General features: G+C 66.8%; 17 protein-coding genes. 11 read left to right on the forward strand and 6 right to left on the reverse strand.

Features of this window, described 5'->3' with window-relative positions; all coding sequences use genetic code 11:
* The first annotated feature begins 102 nt into the window (after nt 1-102).
* From NDN01_RS23835 to NDN01_RS23850, 4 genes are read left to right on the forward strand one after another with little or no spacing between them, the layout of a single operon-like run.
* On the forward strand, nt 103-1227 hold the full coding sequence (locus NDN01_RS23835) for a cytochrome P450 (RefSeq protein WP_272624685.1): 1125 nt from the start codon (nt 103-105) through the stop codon (nt 1225-1227).
* Nucleotides 1224-2159: a hypothetical protein gene (locus NDN01_RS23840; RefSeq protein ID WP_272624686.1), complete on the forward strand. Its 936-nt coding sequence runs from the start codon at nt 1224-1226 to the stop codon at nt 2157-2159. The genes NDN01_RS23835 and NDN01_RS23840 overlap by 4 nt, the downstream gene beginning before the upstream one ends.
* Nucleotides 2156-2968 carry a class I SAM-dependent methyltransferase gene (locus NDN01_RS23845; RefSeq protein ID WP_272624688.1) on the forward strand — a complete coding sequence of 271 codons (813 nt, stop codon included), beginning with the start codon at nt 2156-2158 and terminating at the stop codon, nt 2966-2968. The genes NDN01_RS23840 and NDN01_RS23845 overlap by 4 nt, the downstream gene beginning before the upstream one ends.
* A gap of 4 nt (nt 2969-2972) precedes the next feature.
* Nucleotides 2973-3770, forward strand: a complete 798-nt coding sequence (locus NDN01_RS23850; protein ID WP_272624690.1) for a class I SAM-dependent methyltransferase — start codon at nt 2973-2975, stop codon at nt 3768-3770.
* 31 nt (nt 3771-3801) lie between these two features.
* Here NDN01_RS23850 and NDN01_RS23855 read toward each other — a convergent pair whose 3' ends face one another.
* From NDN01_RS23855 to NDN01_RS23880, 6 genes are all read right to left on the reverse strand, one after another.
* Nucleotides 3802-3948, reverse strand: a complete 147-nt coding sequence (locus NDN01_RS23855) for a hypothetical protein (RefSeq protein WP_272624692.1) — start codon at nt 3946-3948, stop codon at nt 3802-3804.
* 148 nt (nt 3949-4096) lie between these two features.
* On the reverse strand, nt 4097-5875 hold the full coding sequence (locus tag NDN01_RS23860) for an asparagine synthase-related protein (RefSeq protein WP_272624694.1): 1779 nt from the start codon (nt 5873-5875) through the stop codon (nt 4097-4099).
* A gap of 4 nt (nt 5876-5879) precedes the next feature.
* Nucleotides 5880-6161, reverse strand: a complete 282-nt coding sequence (locus tag NDN01_RS23865; RefSeq protein ID WP_272624696.1) for a PqqD family protein — start codon at nt 6159-6161, stop codon at nt 5880-5882.
* Nucleotides 6162-6241: 80 nt separating this feature from the next.
* Nucleotides 6242-6448, reverse strand: coding sequence for a hypothetical protein (locus NDN01_RS23870; RefSeq protein ID WP_272624698.1), 207 nt, complete (start codon nt 6446-6448; stop codon nt 6242-6244).
* The gene (locus tag NDN01_RS23875) at nt 6445-8634 is read right to left on the reverse strand and encodes a prenyltransferase/squalene oxidase repeat-containing protein (RefSeq protein ID WP_272624700.1); all 2190 of its coding nucleotides are present in this window, start codon (nt 8632-8634) and stop codon (nt 6445-6447) included. Before NDN01_RS23875 ends, NDN01_RS23870 begins: the two co-directional genes overlap by 4 nt.
* 51 nt (nt 8635-8685) lie before the next feature.
* Complete coding sequence (locus NDN01_RS23880) at nt 8686-10851, reverse strand: TonB-dependent receptor domain-containing protein (RefSeq protein ID WP_272624702.1); 2166 nt, start codon at nt 10849-10851, stop codon at nt 8686-8688.
* 254 nt (nt 10852-11105) lie between these two features.
* Here NDN01_RS23880 and NDN01_RS23885 point away from each other — a divergent pair, with 254 nt between their 5' ends.
* The 7 genes from NDN01_RS23885 (at nt 11106) to NDN01_RS23915 (ending at nt 21225) form a co-directional block, all read left to right on the forward strand.
* Nucleotides 11106-12104, forward strand: coding sequence for a hypothetical protein (locus tag NDN01_RS23885; protein ID WP_272624704.1), 999 nt, complete (start codon nt 11106-11108; stop codon nt 12102-12104).
* The gene (locus NDN01_RS23890; protein WP_272624706.1) at nt 12064-12861 is read left to right on the forward strand and encodes a DUF2189 domain-containing protein; all 798 of its coding nucleotides are present in this window, start codon (nt 12064-12066) and stop codon (nt 12859-12861) included. The genes NDN01_RS23885 and NDN01_RS23890 overlap by 41 nt, the downstream gene beginning before the upstream one ends.
* A 372-nt stretch (nt 12862-13233) precedes the next feature.
* Nucleotides 13234-13803, forward strand: a complete 570-nt coding sequence (locus NDN01_RS23895) for a TetR/AcrR family transcriptional regulator (protein ID WP_272624708.1) — start codon at nt 13234-13236, stop codon at nt 13801-13803.
* A gap of 53 nt (nt 13804-13856) precedes the next feature.
* On the forward strand, nt 13857-15038 hold the full coding sequence (locus NDN01_RS23900) for an efflux RND transporter periplasmic adaptor subunit (RefSeq protein WP_272624710.1): 1182 nt from the start codon (nt 13857-13859) through the stop codon (nt 15036-15038).
* A 5-nt stretch (nt 15039-15043) separates the two neighbouring features.
* Nucleotides 15044-18235 carry a multidrug efflux RND transporter permease subunit gene (locus tag NDN01_RS23905; protein WP_272624711.1) on the forward strand — a complete coding sequence of 1064 codons (3192 nt, stop codon included), beginning with the start codon at nt 15044-15046 and terminating at the stop codon, nt 18233-18235.
* A complete protein-coding gene (locus tag NDN01_RS23910) occupies nt 18228-19673 on the forward strand; it encodes an efflux transporter outer membrane subunit (protein WP_272624712.1) in 1446 nt (481 codons plus the stop codon). The genes NDN01_RS23905 and NDN01_RS23910 overlap by 8 nt, the downstream gene beginning before the upstream one ends.
* 319 nt (nt 19674-19992) lie before the next feature.
* Nucleotides 19993-21225 carry an alpha/beta hydrolase gene (locus tag NDN01_RS23915; RefSeq protein WP_272624714.1) on the forward strand — a complete coding sequence of 411 codons (1233 nt, stop codon included), beginning with the start codon at nt 19993-19995 and terminating at the stop codon, nt 21223-21225.
* The last annotated feature ends 10 nt before the right edge of the window (nt 21226-21235 follow it).

Below are 21235 nucleotides of genomic sequence, written 5' to 3' on the forward strand. Positions count from 1 at the left end.
GTGAGGCCCGGCATGCGCTATGTCACGCATCTTTCGGCCTTTCTTGTTTGCGCGAAGCGTCGCGATGCCATAGCGCGCGGGGCGCGGGAAACGAGAGTGTGCATGACCGGCCAGACAGGAAAACAGTCGGCAACCGACCTGGCCCTTGCCGCCGCGCATGGCGCCGGCCGGCTTCGGTTCAATGCGGAAGCCAATCGCTGGCTGCTTACCTCGTTCGACGGCGCCCGGGCCATGGTGGCCGATCAGAGCTTTCACCTGACGCCGGTCACGGCCTCCGCGCCCCGTCCGGATTCGGGGGCGATCGGCATGCTGCTTCAGCGCGGGACACATCTCCAGGCGCTATGGCACGAATCCCATATGCGAATCCGTCCGGTCGCGGCGAGCGCGCTGAAGCCCGGAGCGCTGGCCGGATTGGATACCGCGATCCGCGCTCGCGCCCGGCGGCTGATCGAGGCGGCCATCGCGTCCCAGGCGGGGGATCTGGAGGCAGCGTTTGTCATGCCCCTGGTCGGCGACACCTTCATGGACCTGTTGGGCGTACCGGAATCACGGCGGACCTTCGTGCTTCGCTGCGGCACGATGTTCGGCGGCTTTTTCGGCCATGGCGCCACGATGATCGATGCGGCGATGGCGCAGGCGTCGGTCGGGCAGTTCTTCGAACGCCTGTTGCGGGAGCCGCCGGCACAGGGTGCCGTCATCCTCCAGACCGCGCAGGCCGGGTTGGCCGATGGGGCGCTGACCGGGGATGAGGCGGTGACCCTGTTGTCCGACCTGCTGTTCGGATCGATGCACGCGACCCCGGTGACGCTCGCTTTCCTGCTCGGGCAGCTCACCGATCCGGCATTGCGGCAGGCGATCGTCGGTGGCGAGACATCGATCGAGACCGTGATCGACGAGGCGGCCCGGCTGCGCTCGGCGCGCTACCCCCAGGGTCGCGTTTCGACGCGCGAGGTGCGGCTTGATGGAGAAACCATCCCGGCAGGCGCGCGCTTCGGGCTCGATTATGACGCGATCAACCGCGATCCTGATCGTTTCGCCAGCCCGCGCGACTTCGATCCCGATCGTCGGGACGCTGACGCGATGGCATTCGGCGGGGGGATGCACCGCTGCGTCGGGCGGCATCTGGCGCGGATCGAATTGCGGATCGGCGCTGAGACCTTTCTGGATGCGGTGTCGCATCTGTCCGTCGAGGGACTGGCCCGGCTCGCGGCGCTGACCAGGGATTGAACGGCACCGACATGCTCGATCTTTATGGTTTGCGTATCGCGGTCGTTGACGGGCCGGACGCCCCCGCATCGGGCGCGTATGACCTGCTCTGGCGACGGCTGACCGTTAGCGAACTGCAACCGCCCGGAGCGCCGAACGTGACGACGAGCGATCGCGCCGACGGACGATGGACCCATCATGTCTTCGGTGATGCCCGGCGCACCGGCAGCGAATTCGACGTGTCGCCCGATGGCACGATTGTCATCTCGCGCAGCCTGCCGATCGCGATCGAAGGCGATGTGTTCAGCCTGTTCGCGGAACCGGTGATGCGCAGCATCCTCCATCGCCGCGGGCTTGTCTCGCTCCATGGCGCCACGCTGAGCCGGGACGGCCGCTGCATCATGCTGGTCGGCGACAAGGGGGCGGGCAAGTCCACGCTGGCGGGTGCGCTGCTTCGCCATGGCTGGTCGTTGCTGACCGACGATCTGTCACGGCTGCGTCGATCCGATGGCGGGTGGAGCGTGCCGGTCGGATTCCGCCAGTTGAAGCTGCGCGAGGATGCGATCGCACAGCTTGGCTATGATTCAGCCAGTGTCGATCGGCGCTGGCGGCATCCCGAAGCGCCCGGGGATAGCGAGATCAACAAATATGCGGTCCATGACGACGAAGCATTGGAGGGCGAGGCCCGGCTCGATGCCATCTATATCCTCGGCCAGCGCACGCACGGGGCGATCAGCGCCGCTGTCGCGCGCCTGTCGCCGGTCGATCAGCTTCGTGCTCTGCTCGACAATATGAGCGAGGATCCCGCCGATCCCCGGGCCGCGCCGACCCGGTCCGAGGTTGCCGCGGCTGGTGCTGTCCTGCGCGACGTGGGTGTCTATCGCCTGACCATGCCGGGGGATATCGCACGGGCGATCGTCGCCGCCGCCGATCTTCCGCTGGTGCCGGCATGACGAACGACACCGATATGCCGGCACCGCTGACCGAGTATCAGCGTGAGCTCGGCACCGAATATGAACGCATGTTCCGGTCGAAGATCTACCAGCATGAAGGCTGGGAGGGCTTCACCAATTTCGGCCTGTTCGAGGCTGGCGTGAGCGGCCAGGCCGACGCCAGCCGGAACCTGGCGGACAGGGTGATCGCGTTGCTCGATGTGGCGGAGGGGCAGGCGCTTGACGTTGGCTGCGGGCTTGGCGGGCCAACGCGGCGGCTGGGCGAACGCTTTGGTGCCGGCAACGTCCATGGCATCAACATCTCGGATTATCAGCTCGAACGGTGCCGCCACAATGCGCCCGGCGTCAGCTTTCACCGCATGCCCGCCGAGTGCATGACCTTTGGCGATGCGACGTTCGACGCGGTGATCAGCGTCGAGGCCGCACCCCATTTCCGGGGGCGGCGCGAATTCCTGGCCGAGGCGTTTCGCGTGCTCAAGCCCGGCGGCGAACTCGCGGTGGCGGATTTGCTGTTTCATGGGCAGCCCGTCGGTTTCGATGGAATGCTGGAACAGCAGGAACTCCATCCCGCCCAGGATGCGTATCGTGCGCTGTGGGAGGAGGCCGGGTTCGTCGATGTGCGGTGCCACGATGTGACCGACGCCTGCTGGAAGGGCTATTACCGGAGCATCCGCAACCAGGCGCTGCACGATCGCCTTGCCAACACGATCGATGCCAGGGGCTTCCAGCAACGGCTTGGCGTGGCCTCGCAGCTCGAACAACTGCCGGTATCCTGGTATCTGCTGGTCCACGCGATCAAGCCGTGCTGACCGGATGATCCCGGACGCCGATCTTTCCGAACATCATCAAGCGCTCGATGCGCTGTATCGGGATCTCTTCCGTGCTGCGGGCGGCGTGGGGACCGACGGTTTCTACACCAATATGGGCTATTTCGAGCCCGGTACCGCGAACCAGAGCGAGGCAAGCGAAGCGCTGGTCGAACAGGTCATCGGGTTGCTGCGCCGCCGTCAGGGAATGGTGCTCGATGTTGGATGCGGCCTGGGTGGCGGCACGCATCATCTCGGGCGCTATTATCCTGCGGGAAACATCCATGCGATCAACATCTCGGCATCGCAGCTGGAGGTGGCCCGGCGGCATGCGCCCGGAAGCCATTTCCACCTGATGCCGGCGGAGCACCTGTCCTTCGGCGATGCGACCTTCGATGCCGTGGTCAGCGTCGAGGCCGCGCTTCATTTTCAGGGGCGGCGTGAGTTCCTCGCCGAAGCCCGGCGGGTCCTCAAGCCCGGTGGGGAGATTGCGGTGGCCGATCTGCTGTTTCGCGAACAGCCGCCGGGCCCGGGCGGATTTTTCGCGCGGCAGGAAGCTTATGACTCGCTGAAGGCCTATCGGGCGCTGTGGGAAGAGGCCGGCTTCACCGACATCGCCTGCCGCGACGTGACGTCGCAATGCTGGCGGGGCTTTATCGCCTATCTGCGGATCAAGGCCCTGCGCGATCTGCGGGCCGGCGGCATCTCCGCCGATGCGTTTGGGCGGTCGATGGCGGTGGCGGACGGCATGGCTGCCTTGCCGGTCACAGCCTATGTCCTCGTCCACGGAACCAGGCCGGCCTGACGCCGGCCCGGTTTATCGTGAATGTCGGGGGTCAGGACGTATAGACGCTCATCCCGCCGCCGTCATTGATCGCACCCGTGTACGGATTCCGCGTCTCGGTGATTTCTGCCGCGTCGCCATACAGGACGATCTCGGGTGTTTCGTAGCGACGTTTTTCGTTCGAAACCATGTCTTCCATGCGAAGCCCCCTTGGGTGGATATGGGGTGGAGCCATAGCGATGGCGGCTCCGGTCGAGAAGCCATAATCTGGCGCCATGGCATTGTTTTTGCCGGGCTAGTTCGATCAGCGGGGCGTCATTGGCGGCTGCGACGCCGGTGTCGCACTATCAGGCGGCGGCGAGCCAATAGGCGAGACCTTCGGCCCAGCTTAGGGAGAAGGTGGTTTCGATTTCCGGCGCAGCGATGCAACGGCGGAGCGTGGGGAGATCGATATAGGCACCGATTCCCGGGGCGGCTGCGATCCCGGCCTCCTGTCTGGCCTGCACCACGGCCTCCCGCTGGTTGGCGAGGCTGGCATAGCCGAGCGGTGTCTTCGGGCGGCGCACCACTTCTTGCGGGAGTAGCGGTGCCATCGCGTTGCGCAAGACCTGCTTGTGGCGCAGTTGCGCCGCCGGCAGGCGCGCGGCGAAATCCGCGAGCCTGACGTCGAGGAACGGATTGCATGATTCGATCGGCAGGCCGGTTTGCCCGGATGCGCCAAGCGACACCAGGTTCGACCAGAACACGCCGTTCAGGCTCGCCAGGCCGGCGGCGTGGCTCGCTGCGAAATAGTCACTCAGCCGCTCCTGCAGCCGGATGCGGCGCGCGAAATCAGCAGCGATCCACGGAGGCGGTTTGAGCGCATCGATCCGGCGACGGTGATGGTGCGCGCGCACCACGTCGCGCAGGCCGGTTCCCGGCAACCCGAGCCGCGCGACATACCGCGCCGTGGCCAGCGGCGATCGCCAGCCTTCCGCGCGCACGATCCGGGTCACATCCTCCACCTGGTCCACCAGCAATGCGTCGCCGGCCAGGCCGGAGAACAGCGCGCCGCCATAGGGGGCGATCGCCATCGCCGCGGCGAATTGTGGCGATAGCTGCGGAATGATCCCGGGCTGGGCCGGTCGCCAGCGTGCATCGCCGGCCTTGGATTGGCGGATATAGTCCTCCGCCACGGTAAGCGTCAGTGGAATGCCGAGATGCTTCGCCGCCAGCGCCGCATAATGGCCTTCCTGCTCCTCGAAGCTGTTCATCACGACGGTATAGCCGGTTACGCGCCCGGCGGTTTCGGTGGCGCCAAGTCGATGGCGGATTCCGGCCGCAACCGCGGTCGAATCCATGCCGCCGCTCAGGAGGATGGCGATCGGCCCCTTTTCCGGAATCCGGTCGCCGACCGCGTCGAAGAACAGGTCGCGGAACTGGTCGGCATAGTCCTGCGGGTTCCGGTACAGCAGCAACGGCGCATGCGGTGCGATCCGGTAATAGGCATCGACCCGCAACGCGCCGTTGGTCACGGTCAGGCTATGCCCGGCCGGTATGCGGCGGATGGCGGTATAGACGGTAATCCCGGGATCGGTGGCGAAGCCCAGGCACAGCATGTCGCCGATGAAATCCTCATCCAGCGCAAGGTCGATCGGTCCGCTGTCGCGCAATACGGGAATCGAATCGCTGATCAGCAGCCTGTTGCCGGCCCGGGCATGGAAAAGCGGTCGTGTGCCGAATTGATCGGTCGCCGCGATCAGGGTCTGGCGCGGGGCGTCCCACAACACAAAGGCGAAATCGCCCGAGATGTGGTGGAGCAGATCGTCGCCCCATGTCTCATGCGCGAGCAGCAGCAGGCCGGCGTCGTTGGTGCCGGCCGGCGCCGACAGCGTTGCGGCCAGCGCCGTGCGCGCATCGAAGCGCGACAACGCGACGACGAAGACGCCGCGATCCGACTGCGCATGGCTCGGCTTGCGGCCCACCGGCGAGGTTGCCAGCACGCAGGCGAAGCGGCCCGCGCCGGCGGTCTCGACCTTGGCCCCGAACGCGGCCCCGAACGCGGCTAGGGCGTGGGTCAGCCGCGCGGTGATATCCCGGTCGGCCTGTGGCGCCTCCAGGTCGAGACAGACGGCGAAGGCCGACATTGGATCAGCGCCGGCGGAGCACGCCGTGCGTCTCGAGATCGGCAACGACCCGTGCGACATCGGTGCGGGCCGTTGCGATATCGACGTCGAATTCCTGCGTCATGATCTCGACGATATCGTCGGCGCTGTATTTGCGCTCATCGATCAGCTGCCAGATCCGGACGCCCGACCCGCGCAGCCCGAAATAGACCGGTGTTTCCGAGTTCATTGTCAGGAAGACGATCTCATCCTCGACCTGGGTGCAGATCGCGTCGTCGGCCGGTTCGAGCAACAGGGAGGCGGTCATCGGGGGGTCATCCGGCAGAGAGGGGAAGGGCGCTGGCGCGGGGCGGTATCGGCGCCTCCTAGAAACGAAGGCCCGCTGTATCAACCGCGTCGCGAATAATGGGCCCACCGCGCGGTCCAGTCGATGCGGAACGCCTCGGCAAGCTCGTCCCCGGAAAAGGCGAAATCGGCGGTGCAGGTGCAAAGGGCGTCCGCATCCGCATCGGCGGGCAGCGCCGCGATCCGAGCACGCAGGTCAGCATCGGTGCGGGCCGCGCGGATGAATTTGAGCGCGTCGGGAAGGCTCACAGGCCGCTCCCGTGGCGGCGGATCATGCCGAGCGCGCCGGCCACCGCCGCGGTCGTGAAGGACCGGCGCTGGTCGATCGTCACCCGCCCCGCGTCAAGTGTCGCATCCGTCGATCCGGGCATCGGCACCCGAAGCCGGGCGCCCTCCCGCCAACTGCCGTCATCGTCCTGATGCTCCAGAAGCCGGGCGATGGCCGGGCCGATGACGTCGTCATGCGGCCCCGGGTCCGCCAGCAGGATGCGAAGGCAGAAGGCGGCATCGAATGCCGTGGGGCCGCCCTCGCTGCCCAAGGCCCGCAGCCAAGCACGCGCGCGTTCGGCCGCCGCGGCGATGCGGGGCCCGTCGCCGGCAATCGGCGATCCGGCCAGTCCCTCGACCGCCAGCGCGGTGGCATAGGCGTCGTGCGCCCACCAATAGCCATGCCATTGGCCGTCCTGCTGGGTCGTGCGCAGATAGGACAGTGCCGTGCCGGGGAGGAATGGCGCGGCTGCCGCGGTCACGCATTGATGCGGCTGGCGCCATCCAGCGAAGGAGGCATTGGCGGGCAGGCCGATCCGCGCGGCCAGCGCCGCCTGCTCGGCATAGGTGGTCACACCACCCTCGGGCATCGCATGTCGGGCAAGGAAAGCGCGGCCCCGATGCGCCGTCTCTTCCGTCTCATGGCCTAGCGCCGTGGCCAGGCGGAGCGTCCAGGCGGTGCTGTCCGCATCGGGCGGATAGTCGCGACTATACCCCCAACCACCATCGGGCCGCTGGCATCGTTCCAGCCGCCGCCACGCCCGGTCGGCGCCGCGCCGCGCCGGGGCTCCCCCGGCAAGCATCAGGTGTGTCGCGACAAAGGCGGTGACCCATTCGTCCGCGATGCCGTCCCCGATCCTGAAATCGCGCCAGAAATCGGATTGCTGCTGCCGGGCGCACAACAGGGTGACTGCCGCCTCGATCGCGCGGTCCAGGCCGTTGCCGGTCGCCTGTACCGGGTCCGCCGGCCGGGCGGCGGCGGGCCTGGCAAAGGTCGGTTGCCCGCGTTGCCCCGTCCGGCCCGGCGTCAGCCACAAATGCCCCGCGCCGAAATAGGCCTTGGCTTCGCGGTGCATGCCCAGTGTTTCGGTCACCTTGATATGGGCGACACGACGGGCAAAGGCGGAAAAGTCGGTTTCTCCCTGCAGCAGGGCGGCGCGCAGGAACGGGGTCGGCCAGTCCTGCCCGGCCCTTGGCGGGACGGTCTCGCCGGGCACTGCCAGGAAGGGGGCGATCTTGTCGGGGGCGCACAGTCCCTGATCGGCAAGGTCGCGCAGGAAGATGCCCCAGCGCTGGTCCTCGCCGGGCTGATCGTCGAAGAGGCATTCGATGCCGATCCGTGGGAACGGCGCATGGCCGATATCCAGCGCCAGGGTCACGCGATCGGACCGGAGCACCCCGTCGTCCAGCAGCCGCACCGCGCCGTCCGGATCGCCGGGCCATGCGCAATCCGCCAGGAAGCGTGGCAGGTCGGCCGGCCGCATGCCTTTGATGTTGACCCGAACCGCATCGACCTGCCGGCTCAGCATCATGCCGATATGCGAGACGCGGGCTTCATCGGGGCATGCCGAAAAGCAGCGTGCTATGGATACCGCCATGCCATCGGGCAGGGGTTCGCCGCGCAGCAGCGTTGCCGCCTCGATGGTGATGGCGCGCGCCACGGCCTGATCCTCGGGCAGTGAGAAGAACACCGACGGCGCGCTGGGGGGAGCAGCGGCCACCGGCAGGTCGAACTCAAGGAATATCTCCGTGATGCCGGGCGACAGCGCCGAATCCGCATGCGCCACCGCCTCCGCGAACGCCTTCAGTCCCCTGGCCCATGCCGCGTCCGGATGGGCCAGGGCGAGCGCCCGCGCATGCTCCGCCAATACAAGGACTCCGTCGTCCTCGTGCCGGAAACATTGCTGGATATCGACCTGGTCATTCGCCGCCGCCAGCCGGCACTCAACCGCGATCCTGGGAATGCCGGGCATGGTGCGTGCCGCCGCCGCGATCCGGGCACGCGCTGAAGGTGGGATGAGCTGACCCATCTCCCCCGGCAGCAGCAGATCGAGATAGGCCGCCAGGGTCCGGCGTGCTGGAATTTCGTCGTCGAAACCGTTCTGTAGCCACATGGGCGCGGCAATGATCGGCTGCGCGATTCCTGTCCAGTGGCGAAGCCGGGCCATGGCATGGCCCGACTGGCGTTGTTTCCACAGGCGCGCGCCCGGCGCCGATCTTCAGAAGTCGACCGTCGCCGATAGCCAGAGCCGCCGACCCTCCTGAAGGTTGGCATATTCGGCTGCATAGACCGTGTTCGCGCCGCTCCGATATGGCAAATACCGGACAAAATCGGTGTCGAGCAGATTGTAGATGCTCGCGCTAAGCCGGAATTGCCTGCTCACCTGGAGCGATCCGCCGAGGTGGAACAGCGCATAGCCCTTATAGTTGCCAAGGGCATCCTGGACGACGCCGGCACCACGATATCGGTCCGAGCGGATATCGGCGCGCAGCCAGGTGCTCACCTTGTCGCTCGGTTTCCAGCGCAGATTGCCGTTGACCATGTGCCGGGGCGTGTTGACGAGCGGCTGGCCCCGTTCGCTGCCGCTCTTCTGCTCGCTCTCCGTATAGGTGTAGTTGAGCCCCAGCGAGAGCGCATCGGTGAACGCGAACCGCATCGCGACCTCGCCGCCGCGGGTCACCGCCTCGTCGATGTTGATCGACTGGCCGAACAGCTCGACATTGGGGAAGGCGCCCACGTCCAGGCAGCCGGGTCGATTGGGGTTGCCCGCGAAGCGGCAATTGGGGATGCCGGGGCCGCTGGCGATCTTGTCCTTGAACTCGTTGTTGAAGACCGTGACGTTGCCGCTGAAGAAGCCGCCATTGTCGAAATAGACCCCCGCCTCATAGGTGGTGCTGGTCTCCGGCTTCAGGCCCGGGCTGCCGAGCAGCGGGATCGTGCCCTGGCCACCGAAACCGGTGATGCCTTCAGCGATCTGGTCGAGCCGGGGTGTCTTGAAGCCGCGGCTGACGCCGCCCTTCAAGGTCAGCGACGGCGTTGCGTTCCACACCAGATAGCCGCGCGGCGACAGCTTGCCGCCAAAGGTCGAATGATCGTCATACCGCGCGCCGAGGGTGAGGCGCAGCGTCTCCATGATCCTCAGTTCGTTTTCGGCAAACAGCGCCCATTGCTGGAACTTGTAGGGGGCCGGGGCGACGGCATCGATCATCTTGGCGTCCCAATATTGCCCGCCGAGCGTGAAGGTGAAGAGGCCCGCCTTGCCCACAAAGCGCGTGTCCGCGATGGTGTTGGTCGCCTCCAGCGTGCGGGGCGTACCCGCGACCACGCCCGGCGTGTTCGGCGGTACGGTGCGGCCGATCGTCTCGGTGACGTTGCGGGTCAGCGTGGTTTCGAGGCTGGCCGAGGTTCCCATCCGCCAGGTGTGGGCTAGCACATAATTGTCGCGGTTGAACTTCTGATAGGGGCCATAGCCGCCCGCGACGCTGTAGGTGCCAAGCTGGCCCTTGCGATTGTCATAGGTCTGCTGGGACCGGTCGAACTCAACCCACAGATCATGGTCCGGCCCCGGTGTCAGCGACAGGCGGCCGCCATAGGTATAGATGTCGGCCTTTACCGGGCTCGGCCCACGGGTGCTGACCACCACCGGCTGGCCGCTGATATTCTCATATTCGAGGGTGGCTGCATCGCGGTGATAGACGCTGCCGCGCAACGTCAGCCCGATCAGGTCGCGTACCACTGGCCCCTGCGCATAGCCGTTGATCGACTGGACGCCGCCGAAGCCGCGACGCTCCTGGATCGTGCTCTCGGCACTGACCGTGCCCGCCCAGCGGCTGCCCACCTTGCGCGTGATCAGATTGACCACGCCGCCCATCGCGTCCGATCCGTACAGGGTGGACATGGGGCCGCGCACCACTTCGATCCGCTCGATCGCGGAGAAGGGGGGCAGGAAGCCTGAGGAGGTCTCGCCAAAGCCGTTCGGCGTCACGCTGCCCGGTGCATTCTGGCGGCGGCCATCGACCAGCACCAGCGTATAGTCGCTCGGCATGCCGCGGATCGAGATGGTCAGCCCGCCGGTCTTGCCAGCGGTCGCGCCGACATCGACCCCTTCGACGTCGCCCAGCGCCTCGGCCAGGCTGCCGAAGCGTTTCTCCTGAAGCTGCTCGCGGCTGAGCACGCTGATGCTGGCCGGGGCGTTGGTGATCTTCTGCTCGAACCCGGCGGCGGTGACGACGATGTCGGCGCCATCCTGGGCGGCATCAGCCTGGCTTTCGCCGGCGGGCGCGGCTTGGGGCGGTTGCGCCGATGCCGGCTGGACGGCGGCGAGCGCGGCCAGCGCCGCGCCCGAGCAAAGCCGGGCCGCGAGCCGGCGCGTGGAATCGATCATGGAACCCCCGAATAATATTGCGAATGATTAGCAATTGGCGGGGCGCTTGATCCGCGTGCGGGTTCGGGTCAACGCCGCGAGGGGGAGGAGCAACGCTTTATTACAATGGTCCGGCCTATCGCGGGGCCGGGACTCGCCATTCGGCATGGCGGCACCAGAGAGAGGCGGGAACAGATGGATCGCGACGGCTGCCCCAGCGACAAAGAGGTGGAGGCGCTCGGGTCGTTCACGGTGTCGCCGGACCGGCCGGCAGCATGAGCGGCGCCCTGCCCGATGTCCGTTTCCCGCCGGTCGGCCGCTGCATCTATTGCGGTGCCACCACCGCCCGTCCGGGCGGCAGGGGACGGCTCACCGAAGAGCATATCATTCCCTTCGCGCTCGACGGCCACATGATCCTGCCTGAAGCGAGCTGCGATTCCTGCCAGAAGATCACCTCCGGGTTCGAGACCGCCGTGCTGCGGGGCGGCTATCGGCCCATGAGGGAATGGCTCGGGATGAGCAGCCGGGCGAAAGGGCGGCCGAAGACGCTGCCGATGTTCGTCGATACCGGCAAGGGAACGAAGCGGGTCGATGTGCCGGTGGATATCTATCCGGTCAGCCTGCTCGTGCCGGTGCAGCCGGTGCCCACGCTCTTGCTCGATCGCTTCGGGCCGTCGCCCGCCGGTGGCCCGCCGATCTGGGCGCGCATGATCGCCGGCGATTCCGCCGCGCTTGAAGCGATGGGCCTGCCGGGGGCGGCGTCGCAGTCGCTCGATGCGTTCGCCTGTTTTCGCATGGTCGCCAAGATCGCCCATTGCATGGCGATCGCGACGTTCGGCTTCGGCTCGTTCGAGCCGTTGCTGCTGGACTGCATCCTCAACGGATGGGACGATGCGCAGGAAGCATTCATCGGGTCGTTGCCCGGCATCGAACCGCCCGCAACGGCGATGCACCGGGTCGACCTGAGCCCGCCGGGATGGCGTGACGGGGATGGCGATCTGCTGATCGCCAAGGTGCGCCTGTTCGCCCGCTATGGCGCGCCCACCTTCCTAGTGGTCGTTGGCCGGCGCCCGCCATCGCGACGACGCCGATATCCCGATCGCGCCCTTTGTATTCGCCCCGGCAAAGGCTTATATCATGACGTCAGGGCCGTGTGGCCACATCGAGGGCCACGGAGTAACTCGAACGCGAGACGGGCGGCGGCCCGCTCTGCCTCGCCTGGAGAGGCACGTCATGGTCGCCATTGCCCCCGTCACACCTGCCGCATCGATTGATCCGCCTGTCGTCCGGGAGATCGGCCGCGCCGACCTCTATTGGGCGCTGCGCGAAGGCTGGTCCGATTTCCGGGAGAAACGCGGCGATCTCGTGCTGGCTGCCCTGCTGTATCCCGTGGTGATGCTGGTCGTCGCCGGGGTCACGCTCGGCGGTGCGCTGTTCCCGCTCATGCTGCCATTGCTCGCCGGCCTGTCGTTGCTCGGCCCGCTCGTCGCGGTCGGCTTTTACGAACTGGCGCGCCGCCGCGAAGAGGGGCGGGATGCGCGCTGGGTGCATTTCCTCGATCCCTTCCGGCGTTCCTCGGCGACCCAGATCGCCGCGCTCGGCACTTTTCTAGGCCTGTTGTTCTTCGCCTGGATCGGTGTGGCCTGGACGATCTACCACGCCACGCTCGGCACGCTTCAGCCTGCCGATCCGGCGACTTTCCTCGGCCTGCTCTTCACCACGCGCGAAGGGTGGGAACTGATCCTGTTCGGCAATCTGGCCGGCTTCGCCTTCGCCGCGATCACGCTGGTGACGACGGTGGTGTCCTTCCCGCTGCTCGTCGACCGGCCGGTCGATTTCGTCCTCGCGGTGCAGACATCGCTTCGCGCGGCGCGGCGCAACCCGGTGGAGATCGCCATCTGGGGCCTCATCGTCGCTGTCCTGCTGGCCATTGCCTCGATCCCGCTGTTCATGGGCCTCGCGGTGGTGCTGCCGGTGCTCGGCTATGCGAGCTGGCATCTCTACACCCGGCTGGTCGACCGCGGCGTCTAGAGGTTTATCCAGCCGACCTCGCATGCCGGCCAGGATCGTCATGCCGGACTTGTTCCGGCATCCCCTGTTCCGCAAGAGCCGCAACCGGTTGGTACAGGGGCACGGTGGACCCTGGAACAAGTCCGGGGTCACGATTCGAGCGGGATGGATCGGAATCCGGGAGCATCGTGCATGAAGTCTGGACCAGCCGCTCCCGCTCGTGCCGGGTAGATCGAGACGCCACGACAAGCCTGATGCTGTTTCAGACGGGCGGATGACGGGACGAGTCAGCTTGTGCATCCTAAAATTGCTGCACCTGCACACAAACGATTGACTCGCCCGTTTCCCGAAGATACCGGACGGTCGGTTTCAATGGCCTGATCGGTTCAACGCGTGCTTCCACCCATCGGCTATGAACGGCGCAAGGAGCCTGAAAAGGTCCGTGCCGCGCTGATCGCGGCCGCGGCGCAGCTCATTGCCGAACGCGGGTTGCCCCGGCTGACGGTCGATGCCGTCGCCAGGGCCGCCGGCGTCACCAAGGGCGGGCTGTTCCATCATTTTCCGACCAAGCAGGATCTGGTGCGCGGCGTGCTCGGGGCCATGGTCGAGTTCGCCGACGCGACGATCGATGCCCAGATGGCGACCGATCCGGAACCGCATGGCCGCTTCACCCGGGCCTATCTCGACGGTGTCTTCGCCGACCACCGGCTTGACGGCACCACCTCGTCCCGGACCCTGTGCCTGGCGATGCTCGCCGACCCGGACCTGCAGGACGGCTGGTCCGGCTGGGTCGAGGGCCGAGTCGCGATCCATGCCGAGACTGACGACAATCCGGCCTGCGCCCTCGTCCGCCTCGCGGCGGACGGTGCCTGGCTTAACTCGCTTCAGCATCCCGATCATCCACCGCCTCTGCCCGTGGAAGTACACGACATGCTGATGGATCTGACCCGCCCGGGTCGCTGACCGCACCCGTTACCGACTTGTTTTTCACCGGCCGCTGAACCCGGAGTTTCCCCGTGACCTACACCATCGCCCGCCGTTTTGCCTTTGGCTCTATCCTTCTCGCGCTCTCCGCCTGTGGCGGGGGTGGCCCGCAACAGGGCGGCGGCGGGGGCGGTATGGGGGCGATGCCGCCCCCGCTGGTCGTCGCGATGACCGTGCGCACCCAGGAGGTGCCCAACATCGTCGAGCTGCCGGGCCGCATCCAGGCAGTGCGCACCGCCGAAGTCCGCGCGCGCGCCGACGGCATCGTCGAACGCCGGCTGTATCAGGAAGGCACCGACGTCACCGCCGGCCAGCCGATGTTTCGGATCGATCCGCGCGATCTCTCGCAGCAGGTCGAGCAGGGCCGCGCCGCGCTCGCCCGCGCCGAGGCGGCGCGCGCCAATGCCGCGTCGGTGGTCCGCCGCTACACGCCGCTGGTCAACGAACGCGCCGTCAGCGCGCAGGAATTCGACCAAGCCCAGGCGACCCTGCGCCAGGAAACCGCCAATGTCGCCGATGCCCGCGCCGCGCTCGCCCGGTCGCGCCTCCAGCTCAGCTACACGATCGTCCGCGCGCCGATTTCCGGCCGCGCCGGACGCGCTCAGGTGACCGAGGGCGCGCTGGTCAGCGCCAGCCAGGCGACCTTGCTCGCCACGATCGAGCAGCCCTCGCCGATCTACGCCGTGTTCACTCAGTCGAACGCGGCGATCCTCGACATGCGCCAGGCCGGCAGCGCGCCCGCCGCCAAGGCCCTCTCCCAGGTCGAGGTGCGCCTGCTCCTCGCCAATGGCCGCGAATATGGCCCAGTCGGGAAGCTCGATTTCGCCGACCAGGTGGTCGATCCGCAGACCGGCAGCCAGGTGATCCGCGCGGTCTTCCCGAACGCCGAGCGGCTGTTGCTCCCGGGCCAGTTCATCCGCGGCCGAATCGCGATGGGTACCAGCCCCAACGGCATCCTGCTCCCCGCCCGCGCCGTGCAGATCGGGGAACGCGGCGCCAGCGTCTCGGTCGTCGCCAAGGACGGATCGGTCACCACGCGCGGGGTCCAGCTCGGCGGCCAGACCGGCAGCAACTGGCTGATCAAGTCGGGGCTCAAGGCAGGCGAGCGAATCATCACCGACGGCTGGCAGAAGGTCCAGCCGGGGCAGAAGGTGCAGATCCAGGGCGATCCAGCGCCCGCCGGCCAGCAGCCTCAGCCGAAGCAGGGGAACTGATCGTCATGGACAGCTTTTTCGTCCATCGCCCGGTCTTCGCCTGGGTCATCGCCGCCTTCATCGCGCTGTTCGGCACGATGGCGCTGCTCAACCTGCCGATCGAGCAATATCCCTCGGTCGCGCCGCCCTCCCTGACGCTCAGCTATACCTATAACGGCGCCGACGCCGACACGATGGACAAGAACGTCACGGCCGTGATCGAGCGAGAGCTCAATTCGGTCGAGAAATATCTCTACATGTCGTCGACCAGCCGCGCGAACGGCACCGGCGAGATCATCGTGACCTTTAAGTCGGGCACCAACCTGGATGTCGCCCGCACCCAGGTGCAGGACCGGCTGAACCGCGCCGAGCCGCGCCTGCCCGAGGACGTGCGCCGCCTCGGCATCCAGATCACTGACAATTCCGCCGGCTTCCTCGAGGTCATCGGCATCCAGTCCAAGTCGGGCAAGACCCCCGATCTGGAGCTTGGCGACTTCGCCTCGACCAAGATCGTGAACGAACTGCGGCGCGTGCCGGGCGTTGGCAACGTCCAGCTCTTCTCGTCCGAAAAGGCGATGCGCATCTGGCTCGATCCGGAAAAGCTCGCCGGCTTCAACCTGTCGCCCTCCGACGCGCTTGCCGCCGTGCAGGAGCAGAACAGCCAGACCGCGGGCGGCGGCATCGGCGACCAGCCGGTGGCGCGCGGCACCGAATTCAACGCCAAGATCATCACCCAGAACCGTTTCCAGACGCCGGAGCAGTTCCGCGACATCATCATCCGCGCGAACCCGGACGGATCGACCGTGCGGCTCGGCGATGTCGCCCGGGTCGAGATCGGCGCCGACAACTATCAGTTCAAATCGACGCTCAACGGCAAGGAAGTCGCGGGCATCGCGGTTCAGCTCGCCACCGGCGCCAACGCCATCGCCACGCGCGACGCGGTGTCGGCGCGGATGGCCGAGCTCGAGCGCAACTTCCCGCCCGACATCAAATGGTCGCTGTCCTACGATACCACGCCGTTCATCTCGAGTTCGATCACCAACGTGATCCGCACGCTGGCGGAGGCGATGCTGCTCGTCTTTCTCGTGATGTTCCTCTTCCTGCAGAGCTGGCGCGCGACCATCATCCCGGCGGTCGTCGTGCCGATCGCGCTGGCGGGCGGCTGCCTCGGCCTCTGGGCGTTCGGCTTCTCGATCAATACGCTGTCGCTGTTCGCGATGGTGGTGGCGATCGGCATCCTGGTCGACGACGCGATCGTCGTGGTCGAGAATGTCGAGCGGATCATGGCTGAGGAGGGGCTGTCGCCGCCGCGCGCCACGATCAAGGCGATGGGCCAGATCCGCGGCGCGATTATCGGCATCACCCTGGTGCTGATCGCGGTGTTCATCCCGATGGCGTTCTTCCCCGGGTCGACCGGCGGCATCTACCGCCAGTTCTCGGTCACGCTCGCCGTGTCGATCTTCTGTTCGGCGCTGCTCGCGCTGACGCTGACGCCTGCGCTCTGCGCGACCCTGCTGAAGCCGCACAAGGAAGCGCCCGGCGAACGGCGGGAGCCGCGCGAGGGCTGGAGGGGCTATCCACAGCGTTTCTTCAACTGGTTCAACGACCGTTTCGGCCGGGCGACCGACGCCTATGTCGGCGGCGTGGGCAAGATGCTGTCCCGCCCGCTGCGCTGGCTTGCCGTGTTCGCCGCGCTCTTCGCGGTGACGCTGCTGCTGTTCGCGCGCCTTCCCGGCGGGTTCCTGCCCGACGAGGACCAGGGCTATTTCATCGTCAACTATGACGCGCCGGTCGGCGCCACGTCCGACCGCACCACCGCGGCGGTCAAGGCGACCGAGGCCTATCTCTACAAGCAGCCGCAGTTCGAGCAGATGTTCTCGGTCATCGGCTTCAACTTCTTCGGCCAGGGCCAGTCGGCGGCGCTCTCCTTCGTCAGCCTCAAGCCTTATGAGGATCGCAAGGGCGCCGCGAATTCGGTGCAGTCGGTGATCGGCGGCACCTTCGGGGCGACCGCGGGCATCACCGGCGCGACGATCTTCGCGCTCAACCCGCCGGCGATCCAGGCGCTCGGCAACGCCACCGGCTTCTCGATGAAGATCGAGGACCGTGTCGGCAACGATCCGCAAGGCTTGCAGGCGGCGATGGGCGAGATCCTCGCCCAGGCGGCGAAGAGCCCGAAGCTTGCCGGCGTCAGGCCGGAAGGGCAGGCGCCGTCGCCGCAGCTCTATGTCGATATCGACCGGGTCCAGGCGCGCGCGCTCGGCCTGTCCATCGCCGACGTCAACGCGACGCTCGCGATCAGCTTCGGCTCGGCCTATGCCAACGACTTCTCGAACCAGGGCACGGTCCAGCGCGTCTATCTCCAGTCCGACGCATCAAGCCGGATGACCGCCGAGGACGTGCTTGCCCTCAGGGTCCGCAACCAGGCCGGGACGATGGTGCCCTTCTCCGCCTTCACCAAGGTGTCGTGGACGGCGGGCGCGACTCAGCTCCAGCGCTATAACGGCTATCCGTCGGTCACCATTTCGGGCCAGGCGGCACCGGGCCAGAGCTCGGGTGCCGCGCTGGCCGAGATGGAGCGGATCGCCGACAGCGTGCTGAAATCGGGCTTCGGCCATGAATGGACCGGCACCGCCTATGAGGAGAAGCAGGCAGGTGGCCAGATCGGGCTTCTGCTCGGCCTGTCGTTGGTCGTCGTCTTCCTGCTGCTGGCGGCGCTCTACAACAGCTGGGCGATCCCCTTCTCGGTGCTGATGGTGGTGCCGTTCGGGGTGCTTGGCGCGGTGGTCTTCACCATGCTGCGCGGGCTGTCGGCCGACGTCTATTTCAACATCGGCCTTATCACGATCATCGGGCTGGCGGCGAAGAACGCGATCCTGGTCGTCGAATTCGCGATCGACGATGAGGTCGGCGACCGCGGTCCGCTTGAAGCGACGCTGGAGGCGGTTCGCCAGCGTCTTCGCCCGATCCTGATGACCAGCCTCGCCTTCATCCTCGGCATGGTGCCGCTGGTCATCGCGGCCGGGGCAGGGGCGGCCAGCCGCCATGCGGTCGGCACGGGCGTGATGGGCGGGATGATCGCGGCCACCGCGTTCGGCATCTTCTTCACCCCCGTCTTCTATTATGCCGCGCGCAAATGGCTGTCGCACAAGCGTCGGCCGATCGACGACGACACGTCCGATGGCGCGGCCGATCATGGAGCACCCGCTCATGCGTAAGTTCCCCGTCCTGACTGTTCTGGCCGGTGCCACCACGCTCGCCTCGTGCAACTTCGCGCCGGCCTGGCGCCAGCCGGTCGCGCCGGTCTCGGCCACCTTCCCGGAGGCGCCGGCCGCGGCCGGCGCGCGGGCGGCGACGGATATCGGCTGGCGCGACTATTTCGGCGATCCGCGCCTCCAGGTGCTGATCGCCGCCGCGCTCGCCAACAACCGCGATCTCGCCCAGTCGGTCGCCCGTGTCGCCCAGGCGCGTGCTCAATACCGCATCCAGGATGCCGACCGTCTGCCCCAGCTCGGCCTGCAGGCGGGCGCCTCGCGCACGCGCACGCCGCTCAATTCGCTTGCCTTCCCCACCTCGGGCGGCGGCGGCGCCAATACGCCTGACGCCTTCACGCTCAACCAGTTCTCGGTCGGCGCGTCGGTGTCCAGCTTCGAGCTCGATTTCTGGGGGCGCGTCCGCAACCTGTCCGACGCGCAGCGCCACGAATATCTCGCGACCGTGGAGGCCGAGCGCGCTTTCCGCCTGTCGCTCGTGGGTCAGGTCGCCGCGACCTATCTCCAGATCCGTGCCGGCGAGGAGCAGATCGCGCTGGCCGAGCGCTCGGTCGCCGGCCGCCGCGAAGGGCTGGTCATCGCGCGCAAGCGCATGGATGCCGGCGTCACCTCAACGGTCGATTACGACCAGTCGGCGCTGCTGGTCACCCAGGCCGAGACCGAGCTCGCCGAACTGCGCCGCACCACGCAGCAGTCGGAAAATCTGCTGACCGTCCTGGTCGGCGGCCCGATCGCCGATCCGCTGCCGCCAGCGCGGCCCTTGTCCGACCCGGGCCAGTACACAACGCTTGAGCCCGGCCTGCCCTCCGCGCTGCTCGTCAACCGGCCTGACATCCTGCAGGCCGAACAGCGGCTGCGCGCGGCGAATGCGAATATCGGTGCGGCGCGCGCTGCGTTCCTGCCGCAGATCTCGCTCACCGGCTTGCTCGGCTTCGTCTCGCCGGCGCTGAGCGGCCTGGTGTCGAGCGGGTCGTTCCAGTACCAGACGGCGGCGAACGCGACCCTGCCGATCCTCACCTGGGGCAAGACCTCGGCGGGCGTCGCCCTCAGCAAGGCGCAGGCCGACGAACTGGTCGCCGCCTATCAGCGCGCCGCCCAGGGCGCCTTCCGCGAAGTCGCCGACGCGCTGGTCGCGCGGCGCCAATATGCGGAACAGATCGAGGCGCAGGTCCGCACCGTCGACGCCCAGCGCCGCCTCGCCCGGGTCGCGCGCATGCGCTACGACAATGGCCTGTCGATCTATCTCGAAGTGCTCGACGCGGAGCGCAACCTGTTCTCGGCCGAGCAGCAGCTTCTCGCCCTGCGCAGCGCTCAGTTGCAGAGCGAAGTGTCGCTCTATGTGGCGCTGGGCGGGGGATTGCGGGAGACCGTGGCGGGCAGCTGAGGCCCCCGCCGGCCCGACGCGATTTCCCGCAAGTTGGACAATGTCGAGCCGCATCGATCCCATCGCCGAAATTCCCCCTTGAACTCTTTGGCGCTTGATCGGCCAGGGGATGCGGTGGATGCTGGCACGCCGGCGAAGTCTATCGCTAGTCGCCGTTGGCTGAAATACCGCGGAGGGTGGGATCATGCAGACATCTGCCGAGTTACGCGCAAGATACGCAACCATTCGGCAGCTTCACGATCGCGGTATCTGGCGTCATGGTCCTGTACGGCAAACCAATCTCAGATTGACATCCACGAGCGAGACCCCTGACATCTCCGTGAAAGCGCTGGAAAGTCTCATCGGCTACGCCCGCGATCGGCTCGATGTCGATCTGGATTTGCAGGGCGGGGGCACCGGATGTTTCGATCTGGTTCTCGGATCGAACGACGATCGCGGGAAGGCGATCGAGCATGCGATACTGAACGACCCTCATTTCCAGGTTCTGCTCGGGGAGGTGAACGTCAACCTCGCGCGCGTCCGCCTTGGCGGCGGCTATCAGGCCTATGCGAGCCATATTCGATTCAATGCGGGCATCGCCACCAACAGGGCGCGCAACCCGAACCCCGCCGCCGATGATCTTCGCACCTGCTTCAACGCGCAACTGGCCGATAACGTGTCGTTTGCCGTCGCCGAATTCCATATCCTCGATCTTGCGCGGAGCCCCGGGACCGTCCCCGTCGCCAATCGGATCTGGAAGGCCATCACGCTTACCCTGGGGGACATTCGCAATCGGCGTGAAGACTATGAAGTCGCGCGGATCGAATACATGGCGGCATCCGGGTTCGAAACGCTGCTGAAGCATGCCGACGCGCAGTCGCTGATCCTATCCCTGCATGGGTACGCAAATGATTTTTCCGCCGCGATGATGTCGTTCGCCAAATTCGTGGACAAGACCCGCATCTATCAAATGGGCCATTTCCCCATCTTGTTCAGCTGGCCATCGCCCGGCGAACCGATGCTGTATTTATCCGATACCGATGTGGCCGCCAACAGCCAGGACCCGTTCGCCTCGGTGGTGAATCTGATCGGGCGCGCGGCGGGGGATCGACCGATCAGGGCGATCGCGCACAGCCACGGCAACAAGATATTGGTGGAGGTCGCGCGCGACCGGGCAAATCAGGGCGCAAAGCCTTTGTTCAAACGCATGATATTCGTCGAGCCGGACGTGAACGCCCACTATATGGCGGGCAAGCTGGAGCTGCTGACGGCGGCTACGTCGGGGATGACATTCTATCACTCGGAGAATGACCGCGCGCTCGCGATCGCCGAGATGGTGTTCAAGGGGAAACGGGCGGGCCAGACCGGTGTGCAGGTTCCCGGGAATATCGCCAATATAGCGGACATTGAGGTCGTCGATGCGTCCAGGGTCGCGGTGGGGTGGACGAGGCACGCCCCGCATGTCGACGCGATCCAGGTGATTTACGATATTCGCGACGTCATCGAGGGCAAGCCTCCGCTCAAGCGAGGGCTGATCCCGTGCCCGGGCGTCGGATGCTGGAGCATTTCCTGATCGTCGTGAA

Origin of the sequence: Sphingomonas sp. QA11 (assembly GCF_028473665.1) — a bacterium.
Classification (GTDB): Bacteria; Pseudomonadota; Alphaproteobacteria; order Sphingomonadales; family Sphingomonadaceae; genus Sphingomonas; species Sphingomonas phytovorans.

Bases quoted from the DNA above. Each gene is read 5' to 3' on its own strand.
- NDN01_RS23835 (WP_272624685.1), top strand. From the start codon at position 103: ATGACCGGCCAGACAGGAAAACAGTCGGCAACCGACCTGGCCCTTGCC.
- NDN01_RS23845 (WP_272624688.1), top strand. From the start codon at position 2,156: ATGACGAACGACACCGATATGCCGGCACCGCTGACCGAGTATCAGCGT.
- NDN01_RS23850 (WP_272624690.1), top strand. From the start codon at position 2,973: ATGATCCCGGACGCCGATCTTTCCGAACATCATCAAGCGCTCGATGCG.
- NDN01_RS23855 (WP_272624692.1), bottom strand. From the start codon at position 3,948: ATGGAAGACATGGTTTCGAACGAAAAACGTCGCTACGAAACACCCGAG.
- NDN01_RS23860 (WP_272624694.1), bottom strand. From the start codon at position 5,875: ATGTCGGCCTTCGCCGTCTGTCTCGACCTGGAGGCGCCACAGGCCGAC.
- NDN01_RS23865 (WP_272624696.1), bottom strand. From the start codon at position 6,161: ATGACCGCCTCCCTGTTGCTCGAACCGGCCGACGACGCGATCTGCACC.
- NDN01_RS23875 (WP_272624700.1), bottom strand. From the start codon at position 8,634: ATGGCCCGGCTTCGCCACTGGACAGGAATCGCGCAGCCGATCATTGCC.
- NDN01_RS23880 (WP_272624702.1), bottom strand. From the start codon at position 10,851: ATGATCGATTCCACGCGCCGGCTCGCGGCCCGGCTTTGCTCGGGCGCG.
- NDN01_RS23885 (WP_272624704.1), top strand. From the start codon at position 11,106: ATGAGCGGCGCCCTGCCCGATGTCCGTTTCCCGCCGGTCGGCCGCTGC.
- NDN01_RS23890 (WP_272624706.1), top strand. From the start codon at position 12,064: ATGGTCGCCATTGCCCCCGTCACACCTGCCGCATCGATTGATCCGCCT.
- NDN01_RS23905 (WP_272624711.1), top strand. From the start codon at position 15,044: ATGGACAGCTTTTTCGTCCATCGCCCGGTCTTCGCCTGGGTCATCGCC.
- NDN01_RS23910 (WP_272624712.1), top strand. From the start codon at position 18,228: ATGCGTAAGTTCCCCGTCCTGACTGTTCTGGCCGGTGCCACCACGCTC.